Genomic DNA, 18,078 nt, shown 5'->3' with positions numbered 1-18,078 from the left:
TTAGCGCAGATCTGCTTAAATTGTGTTCAGTAAGTCTCTTTTTTGCTGCTTATTCTTAAAAAATGCTGACGGATTTTTAAAATCCGCAGGTAATTTGAAGTTTTACTGCCAAAATAAGAGCCTTCTGGTTATGTCATAGCCAGTAAAGGAAGCGTCGACACAGGATTATCAATTATGTTGGGCTGCTCAGTTTTGAGGCGCTCTTCTTTATAGGGTAGTGCCAGATATTCATGCAGTTGCCAGCTTGCCTTGCCAGCTTTGCCTACGCTATTCACTCTCGTCTAGTCTGGCTCCCGGCTTTTATCCTTCTGCTACTGAGTGTATTGCCCAGTACCCTGGCTAGCGCCCAGCAATCTATCCAAAGCTATGGCCCGGATTTCTATGCCAGCTTTGGCCCGATCAGCGCCGTCGATATTATTGACCGCATTCCCTCCGCCGGAGCGGTGCTTAACAAGGCCAATGCCAGTGGTCGCGGCTTGAATGACAATAGTCAGTTAGTACTTATTAATGGCAAGCCGGTATCAGCCAAGAGTAACTCCGTTAAAGATGTGCTATCACGTATAGCCGCTGAAAATGTGGAGCGTGTGGATGTTATCCGCGGGGGGTACCGGGCTTAAACGTGAAAAGCAGTGAAACCGTATTGGATATTCGCCTGGCAGATATAGAAAGCCTGGGGCTATCCTGGGATGCGATGCTGCAAGGTTATGAAGAGGATGAACTGGGTGCCAATGGCGGTATGTTTTTTAACTGGCAGAAAGGCGATACCAACTGGATTGGCGGGTTGGAAGTCAGTGACCGCGCCAAGCCTGAATTTATTGAGCGCTATAAGTACTTCCCCGATGGCAGTCTGGACTATTACCGTGATAACAAAACCCAGGAAGATGGCTGGAATGGCAAGCTGACTTCTACCTTTGGTCGTAGTCTGGCGTCGGGCTCCGCTTTTCAGGTGAATGGCCTCTATGAAGACTTTACCAACAAGCTGAATAAAAACCGCGAGCAATTCCAGCCTATGGGTGATGGTTTGGCGCTGGAAGAAGATCGCACTAGTGCTGAGCAGGATAAAGGCTATAAATGGGAGTTGGGGCTGGATTACGATATGTTCTTCTCAGCACAAAACACGCTGAAGTGGCAGTGGATTCAAAATCGCTCCAGCAGTGACTTTGAGCGGTTAATCAGCGAGAGCTATCTCTTATCCGGCGACGATGACTTTTATAGTCAGGAAGATAAAACCAAGCGCACCTCCGAAAGTATTCTTAAAGGGACCTTGTTAAGCCAGCCTCGCAAAGGCTTTTCCAGCCGCAGTGGTCTTGAGCTGGTTTATAACTCCCTGGATCAGCGCCTGAACCTGATTGAGCAAGGTATTCTCACTGAAGATTCTGACCAGGGGATTGCAGAAGAGCGGGCCGAAGCTTTTTGGTTTGGTGAGTGGCAGCTTAAAGCCGACCTGTCTTTTGAAGTGGGTTCGGGGGTGGAGTACTCGCAGGTGCGCCAAAATGGCGATGTTCGCCAGCAGCGTGAGTTCACCTACTACAAGCCCGAGATGGAATTGAACTACCGTCCAAGCCCCAATGACAATTGGTTGTTTGGTATGAACCGTGATGTTAAGCAGCTCAATCTGGCGGATTTTGCCAATTCCGTTGACGATACCCAGGACGAAGTCCGACTGGCCAACCCAGACCTTGAGCCGGAAAAATCCTGGCAGTTTCGGATTCAATACGAGCGGGTCTTTAAGCAAGAAAAGGGCAATATCAAAGCCAAATACTACTATCACGATGTTGAAGATGTGGTAGACCAGACGCCAATTTCCGAGGATGAATCGGTACTGGGTAATATTGGCGATGGTACACGCCAGGGTGTGGTGCTGGATGCTGATATTGCTCTGGCCCAAAATACCCGTGGCACGATGAATGTGTCATTGCTATGGACTGAAGTGACCGATCCCTTTACCGGTGAAACCCGGGATTTTAAAGATGCCCGCGATAAAACCGTCACCGTTGAGTTAAGACAGGAATTTCCGCGCCTACACCTGCCTATGACCGCAGGCATTATCTATTACTACAAAGGCAGCTACGAAAACCGCCGCATTGATGAGATTAATACCATCAGCGAAACCGAAGGCTATCTGGATAGTTACTTTGAGTGGCAGCTGCCTAACAAAATGAATATGCGGGTTGATGTAAAAAACCTGTTTGATAATACGATCGAAACCGACCGTGTCAATTATGCCCTCTCCATTGAGGATGGCACGATTGAATCCACGGAGCTGCGTGAGCGGCGCTTGGGGCGGTTTTGGGAGTTAACAATATCTGGCCAGATATAAGCCAGCCTAAGGTGTTTTTGCCGGTTTTACTGTCAATAGCCCTAAAGCTGACTATTATTTATACATGGATGGCCTTTCGATATTAGGGGGAAGGGGGCGCTCTATTAGTGGCAAGCTTAGGGAGAGCATGGCAACTGATGGGCGTTGGGCTCAATAGAGCTGAGATATACAACAACTATAAGTTAGACATCTGGAGACAAACATGTTGAAAAAGTACTTACCACGGCCAGCCGTGGGTGTAGGGCACTCATTAGCAACGCTAACCTTGGCTGCTTCACCGGCCCTTGCTCAGGACGCCATTGAAGAAATTATTGTTACCGCCCAGAAGCAGATGGAAACATTGCAGGATGTGCCGATTAGTGTGACGGCCTTTTCTGAAAAAGATATTAGCAATATCGTGGCTCAGGACATTGCGGATATTGGTGTTTTTGCCCCTAACGTACAGATCGACCGTGGTGCTACCCAGCCGCGCTATACCATCCGAGGTATTTCAACCAGTGATTTCGGTGTCGGTGCTGACCCCGCTGTTGGTGTTTATATTGACGGCGTCTATGTGGGCCGCTCCGGTGCCTCTAAAGTGGCATTTAATGATATTCAGCGGGTTGAGATTCTGAACGGTCCTCAGGGCACCTTGTTTGGGCGAAATGCAGCTGCGGGTGCGGTGCAATATGTTACTAACAAGCCTGTTGGTGAAGAGCAAGGTTGGGTAAGAGCCACCTTGGGTAATCATGATAAGCGCAAATTGGAAGGTGTGTATAACCTGCCATTGAGTGACAATTTATACTGGCGTACCGGTGCCCTGTGGAATGAGCGTGACGGTGATGTCGATAATATTGCCAGCGGTGGTGCCAGTGACTTTAACGGCGAAGATAACTGGTCGATCAATACCGCTCTGGCCTGGTATCCGCAGGATGAGTTGGAAGTGATTCTTCGCATGGAATATGACGAAATTGAATCCGGTGCCAGAGCGCAAAGCAGTGCGACCTTGGGCCCACGGGATGGTGCTGGTACCTATGGCAGTGACTTCGATAAAGTAGCCAGTGATACACCCACTTACCAAGAGCGAGAGCTATTTGGACTATCGTTACATGTTGATTGGGATAGAGACGACTATGTGTTGTCATCGATCTCTGCCTACCGTGAATTTGAGTCGTCTTATCGTGAAGAGCGCGATGGCTCCGCAGAATATCTCTACAGCTTCGATGATGAAAACTATGAGGATAATTATTCCTGGAGCCAGGAATTCCGCATTACGACCACCAGCGAAGGACCTTTGAACTTCACGGCGGGTTTTAATTACTCCTATGAAGATGCGCAACAAACCAGCTCTATCTACCTGAGCCCCAGTTCATTTGAAAAAGCGTTATGGGAAACGATTATTGGCACTCCCTATGCTGGCAATGAAGGTTCTGGTTATCAGTTAGCAGCGAGCATCCCCTATGCGGCAGGGGGTTATGCCGAATTTGATCGCTTTTATACCACCGGTGCACAAGCGCTTGCCGGCGGCGAATTTAAGGAGTCTTTCAATGTCCGCGGCGAATACACCTCAATGGCTGTGTTTGCCGATGCCAGCTATGCCGTTACCTCTGATCTGGATCTTACCGTCGGTGTTCGTTGGACCCGGGACGAAAAAGACTTTGACCGCTTTGTTGAATACAACAAATACGGTATCGGTTTTGGTTTCCCGGTGCAGTCGATCCTTGATGACCAAGGTGACCTTGCCCGTGATGTTAATGGCAATATCGATCCCTTTGGTGGCGAGTTAGGCTGGTATGAAGATGATGAGTCCTGGGAAGAAGTAACCCCTAGGGCCGTATTGGATTACCGTATCAATGAAGACCTACTCACGTATATCAGTTACTCCGAAGGCTATAAAGCCGGTGGCTTTAATAGTGTCAATATGGAAGCTGAGGCATTTGACCCTGAAAACGTGACCAACGTTGAAGTGGGTTTCAAGTCGTCCTGGTTGGACTACACCTTGCGGGTTAACGGTGCTTTCTTCAGTTACGAATATGAAAACTTGCAGAAGCTGGAAGAAAAGAATGGTGCCTGTGCTCCGGGCGGTGTGACTACCTTTGAATTCGATACCTTTGATGTCGAAGGTGATGGTTTTGAACTGTCTACTATCTGGATTCCAGTCTCAGGTTTAACCCTGACCTTCAATACCGGTACCCTGGATGCGGAATTTACCGACCGAATTATCGAAAAGGATGATAACGGTAGCTGTATCGAAGTGGATGAGAAGGGTAAAACCTTTTCTGAATCACCTGACCTGAACTACAGCCTGGGTGTTAACTACGCATGGGTGTTGAGCTCTGGTGCAGAGCTGAACTTTAATGCGGCCTATAACTTCGAGGAAGGTACTTCGCGGGATGCGTGTAGAGTCGTTATTGAGAATGACGATGGTTCGGTTTCGGTACACCGTTTTGACACCGTTGATGGTGATTTCAGACGTGTTGGTGGCGGTGCTGGTCAACCAGCCCCGGATGTGAACAGCTGTGCTGATACCCCGGATTCAGAGCTGTTAAACCTCAAGGTCACCTATATTGCTGCTTCCGGCGATTGGGAACTGGCCACCTACGTACTTAATGCTACCGATGACCATGGTGATTCCCAGGATCCAGGTGGCTTGGGTGACTCTTTGGCCACGGCCTTTGATGATGGATCACCGACCTATTCCAGAACTGATCCACGCCTTTACGGTGTTGAATTTAAGTACAACTTCTAAGGATAGCTTGGGATGATAAAAGGGCTGGTTATCCAGCCCTTTTTTATCAACAGGGTTTATCAATCGTTATTTCAGCGCTTTTTGGCCAATTTATCCGCTAATTCATCAAAAAATGCTGACGTATTCTTAAAATCCATGAGATTAAATCGTTTGGATAGCCATAATTAACCATTATTGCAATCGATAACACAGGAGGCGGCCATGCCTATTTTGTTCGGTTTAAAGGTTTTAGCCATAAGTATCACTGTATTGGGGGCTTCTAGCGTCCAGGCTGATGCTGCTGCCGGTAAGACGCTGTATAACAGCTGCATTGCCTGTCATGGCGACAAAGCACAGGGTAACCCGGCAATGAATGCCCCCGCCCTAACAGGGCAATCTACAGCTTATCTGAGCCGTCAGCTAAAGCACTTTAAAGCCGGTATCCGTGGCGGCGACAGCAAAGACACCTTTGGTGCGCAAATGCGCGGTATGACAGCAACCCTGGTCGATGACCAGGCCATTGCAGATGTGTCTGACTATATTGCCGCCTTGGCTGTGACAGGCCCGGCCAGCAAGGCGCAAGGTGATTTGCGCAAAGGTAATAACCTCTACCAAGGCAACTGTGGCTCCTGCCATGGCGGCAAAGCTGAAGGTAATACCGCACTGAATTCGCCGCGTCTTGCGGGTTTGGACGGGGCTTATCTAATCCGTCAGTACAATAATTTTAAAACCGGTATTCGCGGCAGCCACCCCGAAGACCGCTTTGGTAAGCAGATGAAGTTTATGGCCAATAGCTTGCCCACAGAAAAAGACTTGCAGGATGTTGTCGCCTATATCCATGCGCAAACTGTTGAGTAAATAGAGACTGTGAAAAATCTTAGCCGCCTGTTACTTGTTATACCGCTGTTATCAGCGGTAATGGCTATGGCGGCCGATAAACCCTTTACCTTATTAGATCGCTGCCCCCCCAGCTTTGAAAAAACGGCGCAAGGCGTTTGTAAACTCCATACCCGCTACGATCAATATGATTCTATACAGGGTGTAGGTGTGGGTGGTTTAACCTCTTCCTTACCCGCGCGCCGCGATGGCTTTACTCCTGAACAAATTGATTTAGGGCGCTATTTATTTTTTGACCCCCTGTTGTCGGTTGATAGCACGCATTCCTGTGCCAGTTGCCACCAGCCTGATAAAGGTTTGAGTGATGGCCTGGCTCGCAGTGTCGGAGTCTCTGGCGAAGAGATACCCCGTTCAGCACCAACCTTGTGGAATACCGCCTTTCTAACCAGCTTCTTTTGGGACGCCCGCGCCAAAACTCTTGAAGAGCAAATGCTAGGGCCTTTATACGACGCCAAAGAAATGGGTAATAACCCGGTGCAGCTACTGGCATCACTCAATGCCAACCAACAGTATCGGTCGATGTTTAAACAGGCTTATCCAGCAGCAAGTGATGATATTACTCTGGACCAGATTTATACCGCTTTAACGGCATTTCAAACCTCGTTGATTTCCCTTAACAGCCGCTATGATCAATATGCCCATGGTTATCATCAGGCCTTAAACCAACGTGAAATCGAAGGCTTAAATATTTTTCGCTCTTTTGTCGCCCGCTGTGCTGAATGTCACCAGCCGCCGCTATTTACCAATCAACAAATTGCGGTGATTGGTACGCCAGAACCTGAAGGTATGCCATTGGATATCGGCGCCGAAAAAACCTATAACGCCCCAAAGCTTAAAGGCGGTTTTAAAGTGCCGACCTTACGCAATATTGAAAAAACAGCACCTTATATGCACTCCGGTCGTTTTGATAATTTACGGGACACCGTCGAGTTTTATACCAAAGGCCGGGGTCATGCTGTACCCGAAGGGGTAGAGATGAATCTACACTGGCATATTTGGGAGCCGAATTTACAAGACCATGAATTGGATTTGTTAGTCGATTTTTTAAAGACCTTAACCGATGAAAGCTTTATGCCGCCGGTACCGAAAGACGTACCGTCAGGTTTAACTCCCATTACCCATACTGTACAAACAACAACAATGATTAATCACAGCAACTCAGCACCTGGAAAAGGAGAGTAATTATGAGTGCAGGTAAAATAACAGGCGTAATACTTATGCTGGTCGCTTTTGCGGCGGGTATGTATTTTGGCAAAAGTGGCGGACCAGCACCGGTGATCACCAGCAGTAGCGGTGGTGCCAGTTTTGCCGGCGGCTATAAAGCTGAAACCGATGCCGATGCCCGACCGCAGGTTGTTGCTGAGCGCACGGCTGAAAGTATTGTCCATATCGTTAAGGATGGTGAGTCTATCCAGGCGGCGGTAACCAAAGCCAACCCGGGAGATACCATTCAGGTTATGCCGGGTACCTATGTCGAAACCGTGTATATCGATAAAGATGATATTCATTTAATCGGTGTGATTGAAAAAGGTAACTGGCCAACACTGGAAGGTGAACGTCGTTTAAATGATGCGATTCTGTATTCCGGTAACGGCATTGTGATTGAGAATATGAAAATCACTCACTACAAAGGCAACGGTATTATGGGGCAGGCGGGTAATAACTTTGTTATTCGCAATAACCTGATTGTTGATACTGGCGTTTATGGGATTTTCCCGCAGCTGGGTAAAAACGGTGTGGTTGAACATAATATTATTTCAGGCATTGAAGATGCCGCGATTTATGTCGGCATGAGTGACAATATCCATGTCGCCTATAACGAAGTGTTTGATAGTGTTGCCGGTATTGAAATTGAAAATTCTCGCCACGCGATTGTAGAAAATAATTACACGCATAATAACACTGGCGGTATTCTTGCGTTTATTACGCCGGGCCTGCCGATTAAAACGACCTATGACGTTATTATTAGAAATAACTTTGTTGTGAATAATAATACCGCCAACTTTGGTGCGCCGGGTTCTACTGTTGCAGGTATCCCTGCGGGTACCGGTATTTTGGTGATGGCTGCGGATGAAGTTATTATTGAAGGCAATATTATTAGCAATAATAAAACTGCCGGTATTATTATTACCGATCACTACAATGCAGCCAATGTCACTATCGATCCGGAGTCTGAGCCTAATGCCGATAAGGTGAGCATCTTAAATAATATTATGCTCAACAATGGTTATGACACCATTGACGAAATTAAAGGCCTGATGCTGACAGAATTAAAACAAGGCAACCCTGATATTGTTAGAGTGGGTATCAGCCGCGATAGTTGTATTATTAATCGTCACCAGTATATTACTGTTGGTGTTGATGATTTTGCCGAGTGTGGTTTTACCAATACTGATAGCGTCGATACTTACCTGTTACCAGAGCCGGTTCCGCCTCGCCAGATTGATGCATCGGGCCAGGGCAAGCTGACTTATATGGGGATCTGTACCGGTTGCCATACCTATACTGGCCGCATGATTGGTCCTCCAATTCAAGTGATCCAGGCCTTATATATGGATAACCCGGAAGGTCTGGCTGAGTATATTGCCAACCCAACCAAAAAGCGTGATGACTATCCTGAGATGCCACCGCAAAATTATCTAAGTGAAGAAGTGCGTTTAGCGGTTGCCAAGTATGTGTTAAAAGTTAAAAACTAAATGAGTTGATATGATAAATCTGCCACCCCGTTACCGGGCTGGCAGATTTTTTTTGCCTGAATAAGTAGGGTGGATTGCAATCCACCAAGCTATGCTCTGAATGGTCAACACTGCGGTCCCGCAAACCCCTACCCAGCACAGCTCTGGCATCACGTTTACGCTTTTTATCAGCGGTTATTGCAGGCTATGCCTGTGTTGCTTTCAACAAGCTTGAAAGAATGTGTGATCTTAAGGCAGTGAGGGGACTGTTTTCAGGGGAGTCAAAATGCAGGACGCATTTTGTCGAGCGCCGAGCCTGCTCCATGACTGAAGGGAGTGCTTTGGGTGCAGGGATGGTTTACAGCGTCCCCTGAAAACAGACACCTCACTGCTGTATGCTTAGCGCAAACCCTATAAAAGTTTACACTCTATACACTCCAGGCTCGACTTGTCCCACGAATAGGTAGCATATGCGAGACCGTGGTGGATTATAATCCACCCTACGCGCCAGCTTGTAGTGCTGCGATTCTTTTTTCCAGTGGCGGGTGCGTTAAAAAGAGTGACATTAAGCCTTCCTTCATTGGGCCGCTAATACCAAAGGCCGCCATCTCACCAGGCATATCGTTAGGTAAACCCTGCTCCGCCCGCAAGCGTTGCAGTGCTGCAATCATTCCGCTGCGACTGGCCAATTCTGCCCCGGCTACATCTGCCCGAAACTCACGCCGACGGGAAAACCAAAACACAATCGTCGACGCCAAAAAGCCTAAAATCATTTCAGCAACGATGGTCGCTATCCAGGCACCAATGCCAAAGCCGCGCTCATTTTTTAGCACAATACGGTCAAAGGCATGACCGATAATACGGGCAAAAAACATCACAAAGGTATTTACCACCCCTTGAATCAAACTCAGGGTAATCATATCGCCGTTGGCGACATGGCCAATTTCATGGGCCATAACAGCTTTGGCTTCCTCCGGTGAGAAACGCTCCAACAAACCAGCGCTGACAGCAACCAGCGCATTATTACGGCTGGCCCCGGTAGCAAAGGCATTAGAACTGGGGGAGGGGAAAATACCCACCTCCGGCATACCAATACCCGCTTTTTGTGCCAGTTCAGCCACTGTGTCTTTTAACCACTGTTCCTGACGGTTTTTGGGTTGGTCTATCAGCACCACACCCATACTGCGCTTGGCCATCCATTTGGAGAGCATTAGCGATACCAGAGAGCCGCCCATACCAAACACCGCACAGAATACCAGCAGAGCAGTAAGGTTCAGGTCAACGCCATTGGCGGCCATAATCGAGTTAAAGCCCAGTAAGCTAAGGGTAATACTGGCAACCAGTAGGATCGCCATATTGGTGGCAAGGAAAAGAAAGATACGCAGCATAGCTGTATAAGTGTCCTGATTATGGGTTCAGGGTATTAGATGGGGATTCTCAGCAAAGTTTCAATAGCAGGGCTTGGTCTTCCCCTCTTATTCAGCTGCCAGGGGGGCAGGCTGCTCGCTATCTGCTTTGCTCTCGGCTATCTCTGCATCTTCTGTGGTGAGCTGGTCGTCCACCTCAGCCACGGGTTTAGCCTTGGGTGGCGCTGTGACTTCAACCACGGGCTGTTTTTTATCATCCAATTCAACACTGATAGCTTCGGCACGCAGATAGATATCCTTGGAGCTTAGCTCAAACACGATATTCAGGGCTTCATCCTTATGTGGGCTGCGAAATAATAACTTGGCTTCGCGGCCGCATTCCCATTCTTTTTGCTTGGTGGCGAAATAGCCATCTTGATTTCTGACAACAAAGACTGTGCTCATAGGATTGAAATAACCATACAAAGAGTGATTTTTTAAAGCCTGATTTTATCGTGAAAAGCCCTTCACAGCTACGATAGATTGCGGATTAGCAGCTCTTTTGCTTCATTAATTTGCGCTGCCAGATAATCGCTACCGCCCCGGTCCGGGTGTACTTTCTGCATCATCTTACGGTGAGCCTGAACGATGTCTTCCTTGCTGGCGCCAGGTTGCAGCCCAAGCATGGCATAGGCCGATTCTTCGTTCATATCACTAGTGGGCTGGCTCGGTTGACTTTGTCCACCCGGGTCTGCCTGAGGGCCTTTGCCAACATATTGCTGGAACAGCGGAAACATCTTGATTAAAAACGGTAGCGAGCGCCTGACAATTGGGATTAGTGCCCCAATCATGGCCCCGATCCAGTGAATGCGCCCGGTTACCGCTAATAGCACCAGAATAATGGCCAGACCACTGAGGCCAAGTTTCCAATACAGGCTTTTCTTTTGCTCTTCAGGGGTGTTCCTAAGCAGCCTCATAATAGCGAGAACGGCTATCACAAGCGCAATGAGTACAATTAGACGGCCCAACACAGTAATCCTGATTCTTGGTTTGGTAGTTGAAAAGAGTAGTCATCATACCCACCGCTGGCGTTAGCTGCCACTGCTTATTTAGATGGTTCTGTTATCATGCCCACCTATAAGAATTAATCAGTAAGCATCAGCCATGAAAAAAAATACCTTAAGTGCCGGTCATCGAGCGCAACTCTTTTCAGCTTTGTTAGCGCTGGATCAAAAGCAGGGCGGTTGGGATAAAGTCTTCCAGTTACTCAACGAGGGCCAGCGCGCCGCACAGCGTGCACAAATTCCTGAGTTGGTTGAGCAGTTGGAGCAGGGCCAAACCGTTGTGTTGGAGGGTTTAAAAAACACGGGGCAATTTTTGGCCTGGGAGTTAAGAGTGTTGGAGTTAGGTTTGGCCACCGGCAATATCCGTAGCAGCTATGAGCGTTTGCGTGACCATTATTTTTTGCAGCAAAAAATCACCGATGAAATTAAACGGCAAATAAAAATACCGTTGCTGGTGGTTTTTGGTGCTATTGCCGCAGTGTTATTTTGGCTGTTATGGGATCAACAGCTAACGTTGGTGTCGGTATTGATTCGCCTGGCGGTCAGTGCACTGTTTTTAACAGGACTGGTGGCCGTATCCAAAACGATAATTTACCGTTTTCGTTTTGACTCCGCCGTCTTTAATGCCATAAAACGTTGGCCCTTTATTAATGACGTATTAGACATTGCCCAGAGCTACCACTATCTGAAAAATTTGAATCAAGCTATTGATGGCGGCCTGTCTTTATCTCAGTCATTAAAAATTGCCGCGAATAAAATCCCCGACCCTTATTTTTCTGCACGTTATCTTGAAGTGTATAACACGGTAGAGGGGGGGACTAAGCTATCGCAAGCGCTAGGGCGTTGCGGCATTCTAAAAGGCGTGGACATTAAACCCTTAATTAAACCGGGCGCAACGGCTAAAGATGCGCAGCTACATATCACCGATGCGGTGTATGAAGCTTACTTAACGCGGTTATGGTATTGGGGGCAAAATTTACCGCAAATGATTTATGCGTTGCTGCCAGTGATGGTGTTGCTGAGTTTGATTAACTATTAGCCCTTAATGGGCTTGCTGCCGCCAGTCGGCCAGTTCAGGTATATAGTGGCGTCGGGTCAATAACTCCCGCTCAATACTCTCTTGCTCCAACCGGTCCAGGCGTTGGTTGATGGTAAGGATTTCCAGTAATTTTCGGCTGCATAAATTATTGATATCGATGGTGTTTATCGTATTGGTCGTTTTCATTGTATTACTCTCTCATTGTTTTCTTTTCTCTATAAGTCATGGGGATTATTAGGGCTCTATGTTTCAGTTATATGACAGTTTGATGATGAGATTGTTACCTTAATTGTGACTCACCTCACAACCATGTTCACTTCCGGTCGCCAGTTATCTATCCCCTGCTATCTTTATAAGCTGAACGAAGTATCCATCTAAAAAGGTCAATATTGTTGTGCTTATCAACAACCAACAAACAGCGCAGCCAGCGGGCATTCAGTCCTCTTTGCATTATGGTGTAAAGCTGGCATTGGAAAAAATCTTTGCGCCGCGCTGGGTGCAAAATATCAGCGCTAAGCTGGGGGCTCCGCCCGGTCTGGCCGACTATATTCACCCCTGTTTTATTGATCAGCAACAAACCCTGATTCATGCCCGCGACCTGGCTTTTCGCAATCCAGGTCTGTATGAGGACTTGCAGAACTATGCACAGCTCCAGGGCTACCAACTGCTGGCGGATCGTCGTCAATTCGATGTTGACGTTGCGCGGCAGCGCCGTCGCCGTTGGCTCCCTATACTGACTTTGTCAGTGGGTTTAAGTTCCGCTGCTCTGGCCGATCAAACAGAGCATAATATGGATGAACATACTCTGGCTTTATTTGATGCGCCTATTTCCGCATCTATAGAAGAATCGTCAGATGTACTTGCTGACACGGCCTTTAGCTTTGAGCCGGATATAACACTGATAGACAGCGCTGTGGCTCAGCAGGGGCAAATCATTGCCGATATTTTACGTCAGCATTACAGACCCGCAGACCATGACCCGGACTATGTGAATAGTGATTTGCAGGAAATGGCGGAGTATTTTAGCCGCTACCCTGAAGCGATTGAATTACTGCTATCACTGAAAGATTACCCTTGGTCATTACGCTATAAAAAGGATAGTTTTGAAACACAGGTCAGGGGTAACCAGATTCAGGTAAAAGCGGTGAATGTTAATTTTGATAGCAGAGCCGCGGCCCAGTTGCGCTCCCATCGTTTATGTCATAGCCATGAAAATCGCGGTGCCTGTATTGCTTCCCCGGCGGATGCTTTATTGCATGAGTTGCTGCATGTTAAAAGTGCTCTGTTGGAGCCCGAAAAATTTATTGAGCAGGGCGGTTTGAGTAGTGTGCTTTACCCCTATGCCCATGAAGCCGCCGTGATCAAAAGTGAAAATAGACTCTACCAAAAGATGACATCGCTGGATGGTCGTTACCGTCCTGGTCGTCATACCCATACCGGACGTATTGTAGCGAGTACCTGTGCCACTTGCCTGAATTAGACTTTTCCCTGATGCCAGGACCCCGCGCAAAAAAAAACCACCCGGAAGGGTGGTTTTTGTTTTTAAGCGATAACGTTTTACTCGGTATCCTGATCCTTGGGTAAGCGAATACCAGAACCTTCAACACCGTATAAGCCTAAGGTGGATGAACCGGTATCTACCGTATTGTTATTCGCTGTTTGGGTGCCGGTATTTGAATTGGCATTAATGCTTGAGCCAATATCCGTCACATCGTCCTGGCTTTCGTCACCGGCAGGTGCTGCTGGGTCAGGAGCCGCGGGTGAGGCTGGATTAGACGGGTTGGTTGGAGCGCCGGTGGGGGTTGTGGGTTGACCACCGCCATCGTTTGAGCCGTTGTCGCCACCGTCAGTGCCCTGATCGCCAGTACCACCACCGGTGCCACCATCAGTGCCACCACCAGTGCCACCACCAGTACCATCAGTATCGACTACGGGGATAAATACGGTGTCTGTATCCGTTGCCTGTCTTGCCGCTTCTTCAGCTTCTTCTTCAGCGGTTTGTTCATTGCTGGTATCTTCAATCACCGGCTCTGAACGTTGGGCATCAAAGGGGAATGCATCGCTGTTATCACCTACGCCGTCACCATCAGCATCGGCAAACTCTGTAGGATCAAACGGGAAAGCGTCAAAGTTATCGCCAACACCGTCACCATCGCTATCGATAAATTCATTGGCATCGGTTGGGAATTGGTCGGTGTTGTCGCCCACGCCATCGCCGTCGGTATCCGTACTTTCGGTCGCGTCCTCAGGGAAGTCATCGTTATTGTCACCTACGCCGTCACCGTCGGTATCTTCAGTTTCAGTCGCGTCTTCAGGGAAGGCGTCGTTATTGTTGCCTACACCATCACCGTCGGTATCTTCAGTTTCAGTCGCGTCTTCAGGGAAGGCATCGTTATTGTTGCCTACACCATCACCGTCGGTATCTTCAGTTTCAGTAGCGTCTTCAGGGAAGGCGTCGTTATTGTTGCCTACACCATCACCGTCGGTATCTTCAGTTTCAGTAGCGTCTTCAGGGAAGGCGTCGTTATTGTTGCCTACACCATCACCGTCGCTATCTTCAGTTTCAGTGGCATCGTCAGGGAAGGCATCGTCATTGTTACCTACGCCATCACCGTCGCTATCTTCGGTTTCAGTCGCGTCTTCAGGGAAGGCGTCGTTATTGTCGCCCACGCCATCACCGTCCGTATCGGCACTCTCAGTGTCGTCTTCTGGGAAGGCATCGTTATTATCGCCTACACCATCGCCGTCGGTATCTTGGGTTTCCGTTTCGTCTTCAGGGAAGGCATCTGCATTATCGCCCACACCGTCATTATCCGTATCTTCGCTTTCCGTTTCGTCTTCAGGGAAGGCGTCGCCATTATCACCTACGCCATCACCATCAGTATCGGTGTCTTCGTTAGGGTCATCGGGGAAGGCATCAATACCATCGCCTACACCGTCATTATCACTGTCTGCTTCAGTATCGCTGTACTCGCCACCGGCGCTTTGAAAAAAGTTTGTGGCGATAATGGTACCAAACTGATCGATATCGTTGGAGGATACTAAAACGACGGTCTCTGAAGTTATCAGGCCGCGATGGGTAATGTCGCCGTTAGCTTCGACATAAACCAGGCTGCTTGAATCAATGACGCTGTCAACGCCGAGCGATAAGCTGCCATCAGTAGCGTTTAAATCCAGTTCGCCAGTGGTGATGGTAGCATCACTAATAATATTGCCACCCACTGAGCGAATTTGGATATCGCCATCGCTGTTGCTAGCCGTTGAGTCCAGGCTGGCTGTCGATGCCAGCTGAACATTGCCGTCACCAACACCTAATAATTTTATATTGCCGCCACTGTTATCAATTTTTCCTGCTTTGATAACCCCGGAATTGTTAATAGCATTATCAAAAATACCGGAAGCAGTTTTGGCATGGAGTAATACTTTTTCTCCCTCAAGGCTGCCGCTGTTTTGAATAGCATCAGATAGTGCTAAGTTGTCCTGAACTTCATCACCAATAGCAAAATTCATCAAGCCACTGCCATCAAAGCTAATGGTGACCTGATTGCCGGCAATTAAGGAGACGCTGTTAGTACTGGCGATAATAATGCCTTCGTTATTAACCGCGTTACCGACCAGAGCAACGCCACCGGAAGAAGCATTGATGGTGCCCTGGTTAATAATCAGGCCTTTCTCAGCTGCTGCTTGAAGGGTATAGCTATCATTGTCTAAAAACCCGCTGTCACTGAGGTTAAGCGTACTGGCAACCAGTGCGCCGACATTGACAGTGGCATTTTGGCCAAAAATAATGCCGTTATTATTAATCAAAAATACCTGGCCATTGGCCGCCGTAATACTGCCGTTAATGGTGCTTGGGTTGGCATCGTTAATACGGTTAAGAATAGCGAAGCTGCCCCCGCCATTAATCAGGTATTGCACTTGTTCGGTGTCACTGAGGTTATAACTATCCCAGTTGATAACGGCTTTATTCGCGTTCTGGGTAACCGTAGTGATGTCGTTATTGACCGATACACTGTCGATATTGGTATTGCTGTAATTGGTATGGCCTTGAGGGCCGGCAGCCGTATCCATAATGACAAGCTGCGCGACAGCAACGCTGGCCAATAATTTTGTTATAGGCTTGCGCTTAGCAAATAAAGGCTTTTTTAAATTAATTGGTTTCATTTTTACTACTTACCCTCAATTTAACGCTGTTCTATTTTTTTCAACTTTAAAAATTAAATCCGCTGGTAATCCAATACTGTGGATCATCACCGTTGCTGGCATCGCGGCTGCCAATTGGGCTGGCCACATCCAAACGTGCAAAAAATGTATCGGTTAACCGAAAATCTAAACTGATGCCGGCACCCGACAGTTCAACATCCGGGTCAGCCAGAGCGACCGGGTTATTGAGTTCGCCTTTGGCGTAATCAACAAAGATGGAAACTTGTAGGATTTCACCCCAGTTACGGCCTGCAAAGGCTGGCTTGTCGGCAAAGCCCGGTGCATTGATCACCCATTCTGCACTGGTAAAAACGGCCTTGTCCCGGATAAATTCTGAAATAGGGTAGGCTCTTACCGAGTTGGGGCCGCCCATTGAATATTGCTCTAGAGACGTCAGCACGTCGTCGGAATACTGGCCATCAAAGCGCAATAACAAGGAGTGGTTTTGAGCGATGGGTCTTAGGTGGGTAAAACGGGCGTTGAATTTGGTAAATTTACCGCTGGCTCTGTTGCCATCACCATCAATGCGCAAGGAGTTGCCGTCGCCATCGCTATCCATTGAACCCAGAAAATCATCCAGACCCGGTCAATGCTCAGTCGGCCTCTGCTGATACCGCTGCTACTGACGGAATCAAAAAGATACGCCAGTTGAATAACCGCAAGGTCATCTTTACCCAGGTTTTCGCCCAGTGCTTCTACCTCGGCAGTTTTGCGGTTGAGGCTAAAATGCAGGTTTTTGTTGGCCAGGCGACTTCTCTGCAGATTCAAACGTCCATAAACAGAAAGCTGTTCGGTTTCACCCTCAACATCAAGACTGCCCAGGCCTTGCTGGCCAATGGTGTAATCATTGTTATTGTATTGGATGCCTGTCACAAAGTTCGGGTCAATAAAGGAGCGCTCATAACTAATATCGCCATACAGCGAATCAGTGGGATCGAATGTTTGCAGGGCTGTTACTGAAAGTTGATCGCCGGAGCCGGTTAAATTATTCCATTTCACATTGGCCATCAGGCGTTCTTTACCGGTGGTTTCAACACCGTAGTTATCAGCAATAATAAAACCTTCAAAGGCTTTCTCTTCCTGAACGTTGATCACTAATTCCGTTTCACCCGTATTGTCACCGGGACGAAATACCCCATTGGCTTTTAAACCGGGCAAGTCGTTTAAACGCAGCAGGGCGCTTTCCATAGGTTGTTGTTGCAGCGGTTTATCCGACCGGTAATTGATGGTGTCGACTAATAATTCGGATGAGTAACGCTGATTATTGGCTGTGCTGACTTTGCCGAGACGGCCAATTAACACTTTAACGATAACGATACCGTTATTTACTTCCTGCTGCGGTACAAAAGCCTGGGCCAGAATATAGCCCTGCTCTCTATAGTATTGAGTGACCTCGTTAGCCGCTTGCTGCAACTCGCCAATGGTAAAGCCATCGGGGTGGGCATCGCGTTGCTTGGCCAGAATCTCTAAAATATCACTGCGCTTAACGGTGAGCGGAAAATCTTCATAGCTGTTTAACTGAAAATGTCTGACCTTGATTTTGGGGCCGTCATCGATATTCAGAGGACGGTCAATCACCGGGGGGACGATCATATTATCTTCAGCAGGCGTGGTAGGTACCTGAGGGCGCTCTAATTGGGGTTGCACACCGCCTGGCGTTATCGTTCCAAAACCCTGGGCCTGTGCGTAGGAGGAGCTAAGCAGCACCAATAGGGTGGATACAATGACTGGGAGCTTATGGGGGCGCACTACACGATGGCCAGGGCTGCAAGCCTTGGCTAAAGCGGTTTTCGATGGAAGTAACTGCTCCAACAGCATCGTTATCAT

15 protein-coding genes are annotated in these 18,078 nt (G+C 48.0%); 8 read left to right on the top strand and 7 right to left on the bottom strand.

Going from position 1 to position 18,078, the window contains the following annotated elements:
* Positions 1-230 precede the first annotated feature (230 nt).
* The 6 genes from BST96_RS03505 to BST96_RS03485 all read left to right on the top strand — a co-directional run bounded on the left by BST96_RS03505 (position 231) and on the right by BST96_RS03485 (position 8,620).
* Positions 231-617 (top strand): TonB-dependent receptor plug domain-containing protein, encoded by a 387-nt coding sequence (locus BST96_RS03505; protein ID WP_085757362.1) that lies wholly within the window; start codon positions 231-233, stop codon positions 615-617.
* A gap of 2 nt (positions 618-619) precedes the next feature.
* Complete coding sequence (locus BST96_RS03500; protein ID WP_085757361.1) at positions 620-2,320, top strand: TonB-dependent receptor domain-containing protein; 1,701 nt, start codon at positions 620-622, stop codon at positions 2,318-2,320.
* Positions 2,321-2,522: 202 nt separating this feature from the next.
* Positions 2,523-5,048 carry a TonB-dependent receptor gene (locus BST96_RS03495; RefSeq protein ID WP_085757360.1) on the top strand — a complete coding sequence of 842 codons (2,526 nt, stop codon included), beginning with the start codon at positions 2,523-2,525 and terminating at the stop codon, positions 5,046-5,048.
* Positions 5,049-5,249: 201 nt separating this feature from the next.
* A complete protein-coding gene (locus BST96_RS20330; protein WP_157117838.1) occupies positions 5,250-5,885 on the top strand; it encodes a c-type cytochrome in 636 nt (211 codons plus the stop codon).
* 9 nt (positions 5,886-5,894) lie between these two features.
* The gene (locus tag BST96_RS20325) at positions 5,895-7,106 is read left to right on the top strand and encodes a cytochrome-c peroxidase (RefSeq protein ID WP_240554885.1); all 1,212 of its coding nucleotides are present in this window, start codon (positions 5,895-5,897) and stop codon (positions 7,104-7,106) included.
* Between the two features lie 2 nt (positions 7,107-7,108).
* Positions 7,109-8,620: a parallel beta-helix domain-containing protein gene (locus BST96_RS03485; RefSeq protein ID WP_085757359.1), complete on the top strand. Its 1,512-nt coding sequence runs from the start codon at positions 7,109-7,111 to the stop codon at positions 8,618-8,620.
* 479 nt (positions 8,621-9,099) lie between these two features.
* On the opposite strand, the gene htpX is transcribed toward BST96_RS03485, so the two are convergent.
* From htpX to BST96_RS03470, 3 genes are all read right to left on the bottom strand, one after another.
* Entirely contained in the window at positions 9,100-9,987 is an 888-nt protein-coding gene (htpX, locus tag BST96_RS03480; RefSeq protein ID WP_085757358.1) for a protease HtpX, read from the bottom strand.
* A gap of 87 nt (positions 9,988-10,074) precedes the next feature.
* Positions 10,075-10,410, bottom strand: a complete 336-nt coding sequence (locus BST96_RS03475; protein ID WP_206045391.1) for a hypothetical protein — start codon at positions 10,408-10,410, stop codon at positions 10,075-10,077.
* A gap of 68 nt (positions 10,411-10,478) precedes the next feature.
* Positions 10,479-10,922, bottom strand: a complete 444-nt coding sequence (locus BST96_RS03470; RefSeq protein WP_169713896.1) for a DnaJ domain-containing protein — start codon at positions 10,920-10,922, stop codon at positions 10,479-10,481.
* Between the two features lie 187 nt (positions 10,923-11,109).
* Here BST96_RS03470 and BST96_RS03465 point away from each other — a divergent pair, with 187 nt between their 5' ends.
* Positions 11,110-12,048 (top strand): type II secretion system F family protein, encoded by a 939-nt coding sequence (locus BST96_RS03465; RefSeq protein WP_085757356.1) that lies wholly within the window; start codon positions 11,110-11,112, stop codon positions 12,046-12,048.
* A gap of 3 nt (positions 12,049-12,051) precedes the next feature.
* Here BST96_RS03465 and BST96_RS03460 read toward each other — a convergent pair whose 3' ends face one another.
* Positions 12,052-12,234: a hypothetical protein gene (locus tag BST96_RS03460; RefSeq protein ID WP_085757355.1), complete on the bottom strand. Its 183-nt coding sequence runs from the start codon at positions 12,232-12,234 to the stop codon at positions 12,052-12,054.
* A 208-nt stretch (positions 12,235-12,442) separates the two neighbouring features.
* Between BST96_RS03460 and BST96_RS03455 the strand changes: the two genes are divergently transcribed.
* The gene (locus BST96_RS03455) at positions 12,443-13,528 is read left to right on the top strand and encodes a hypothetical protein (RefSeq protein WP_085757354.1); all 1,086 of its coding nucleotides are present in this window, start codon (positions 12,443-12,445) and stop codon (positions 13,526-13,528) included.
* Positions 13,529-13,605: 77 nt separating this feature from the next.
* Here BST96_RS03455 and BST96_RS03450 read toward each other — a convergent pair whose 3' ends face one another.
* Genes BST96_RS03450 through BST96_RS03440 form a run of 3 tightly spaced genes read right to left on the bottom strand, consistent with a single transcriptional unit; the run spans position 13,606 to position 18,078 of the window.
* A complete protein-coding gene (locus tag BST96_RS03450; RefSeq protein WP_085757353.1) occupies positions 13,606-16,212 on the bottom strand; it encodes a two-partner secretion domain-containing protein in 2,607 nt (868 codons plus the stop codon).
* 46 nt (positions 16,213-16,258) lie between these two features.
* Positions 16,259-16,810, bottom strand: coding sequence for a ShlB/FhaC/HecB family hemolysin secretion/activation protein (locus BST96_RS03445; protein ID WP_157117836.1), 552 nt, complete (start codon positions 16,808-16,810; stop codon positions 16,259-16,261).
* Positions 16,711-18,078, bottom strand: a complete 1,368-nt coding sequence (locus BST96_RS03440) for a ShlB/FhaC/HecB family hemolysin secretion/activation protein (protein WP_169713895.1) — start codon at positions 18,076-18,078, stop codon at positions 16,711-16,713. Before BST96_RS03440 ends, BST96_RS03445 begins: the two co-directional genes overlap by 100 nt.

This window comes from Oceanicoccus sagamiensis (genome assembly GCF_002117105.1).
GTDB classification, from domain to species: domain Bacteria; phylum Pseudomonadota; class Gammaproteobacteria; order Pseudomonadales; family Dasaniaceae; genus Oceanicoccus; species Oceanicoccus sagamiensis.
This window is presented reverse-complemented; position numbering and strand designations above follow the sequence as displayed.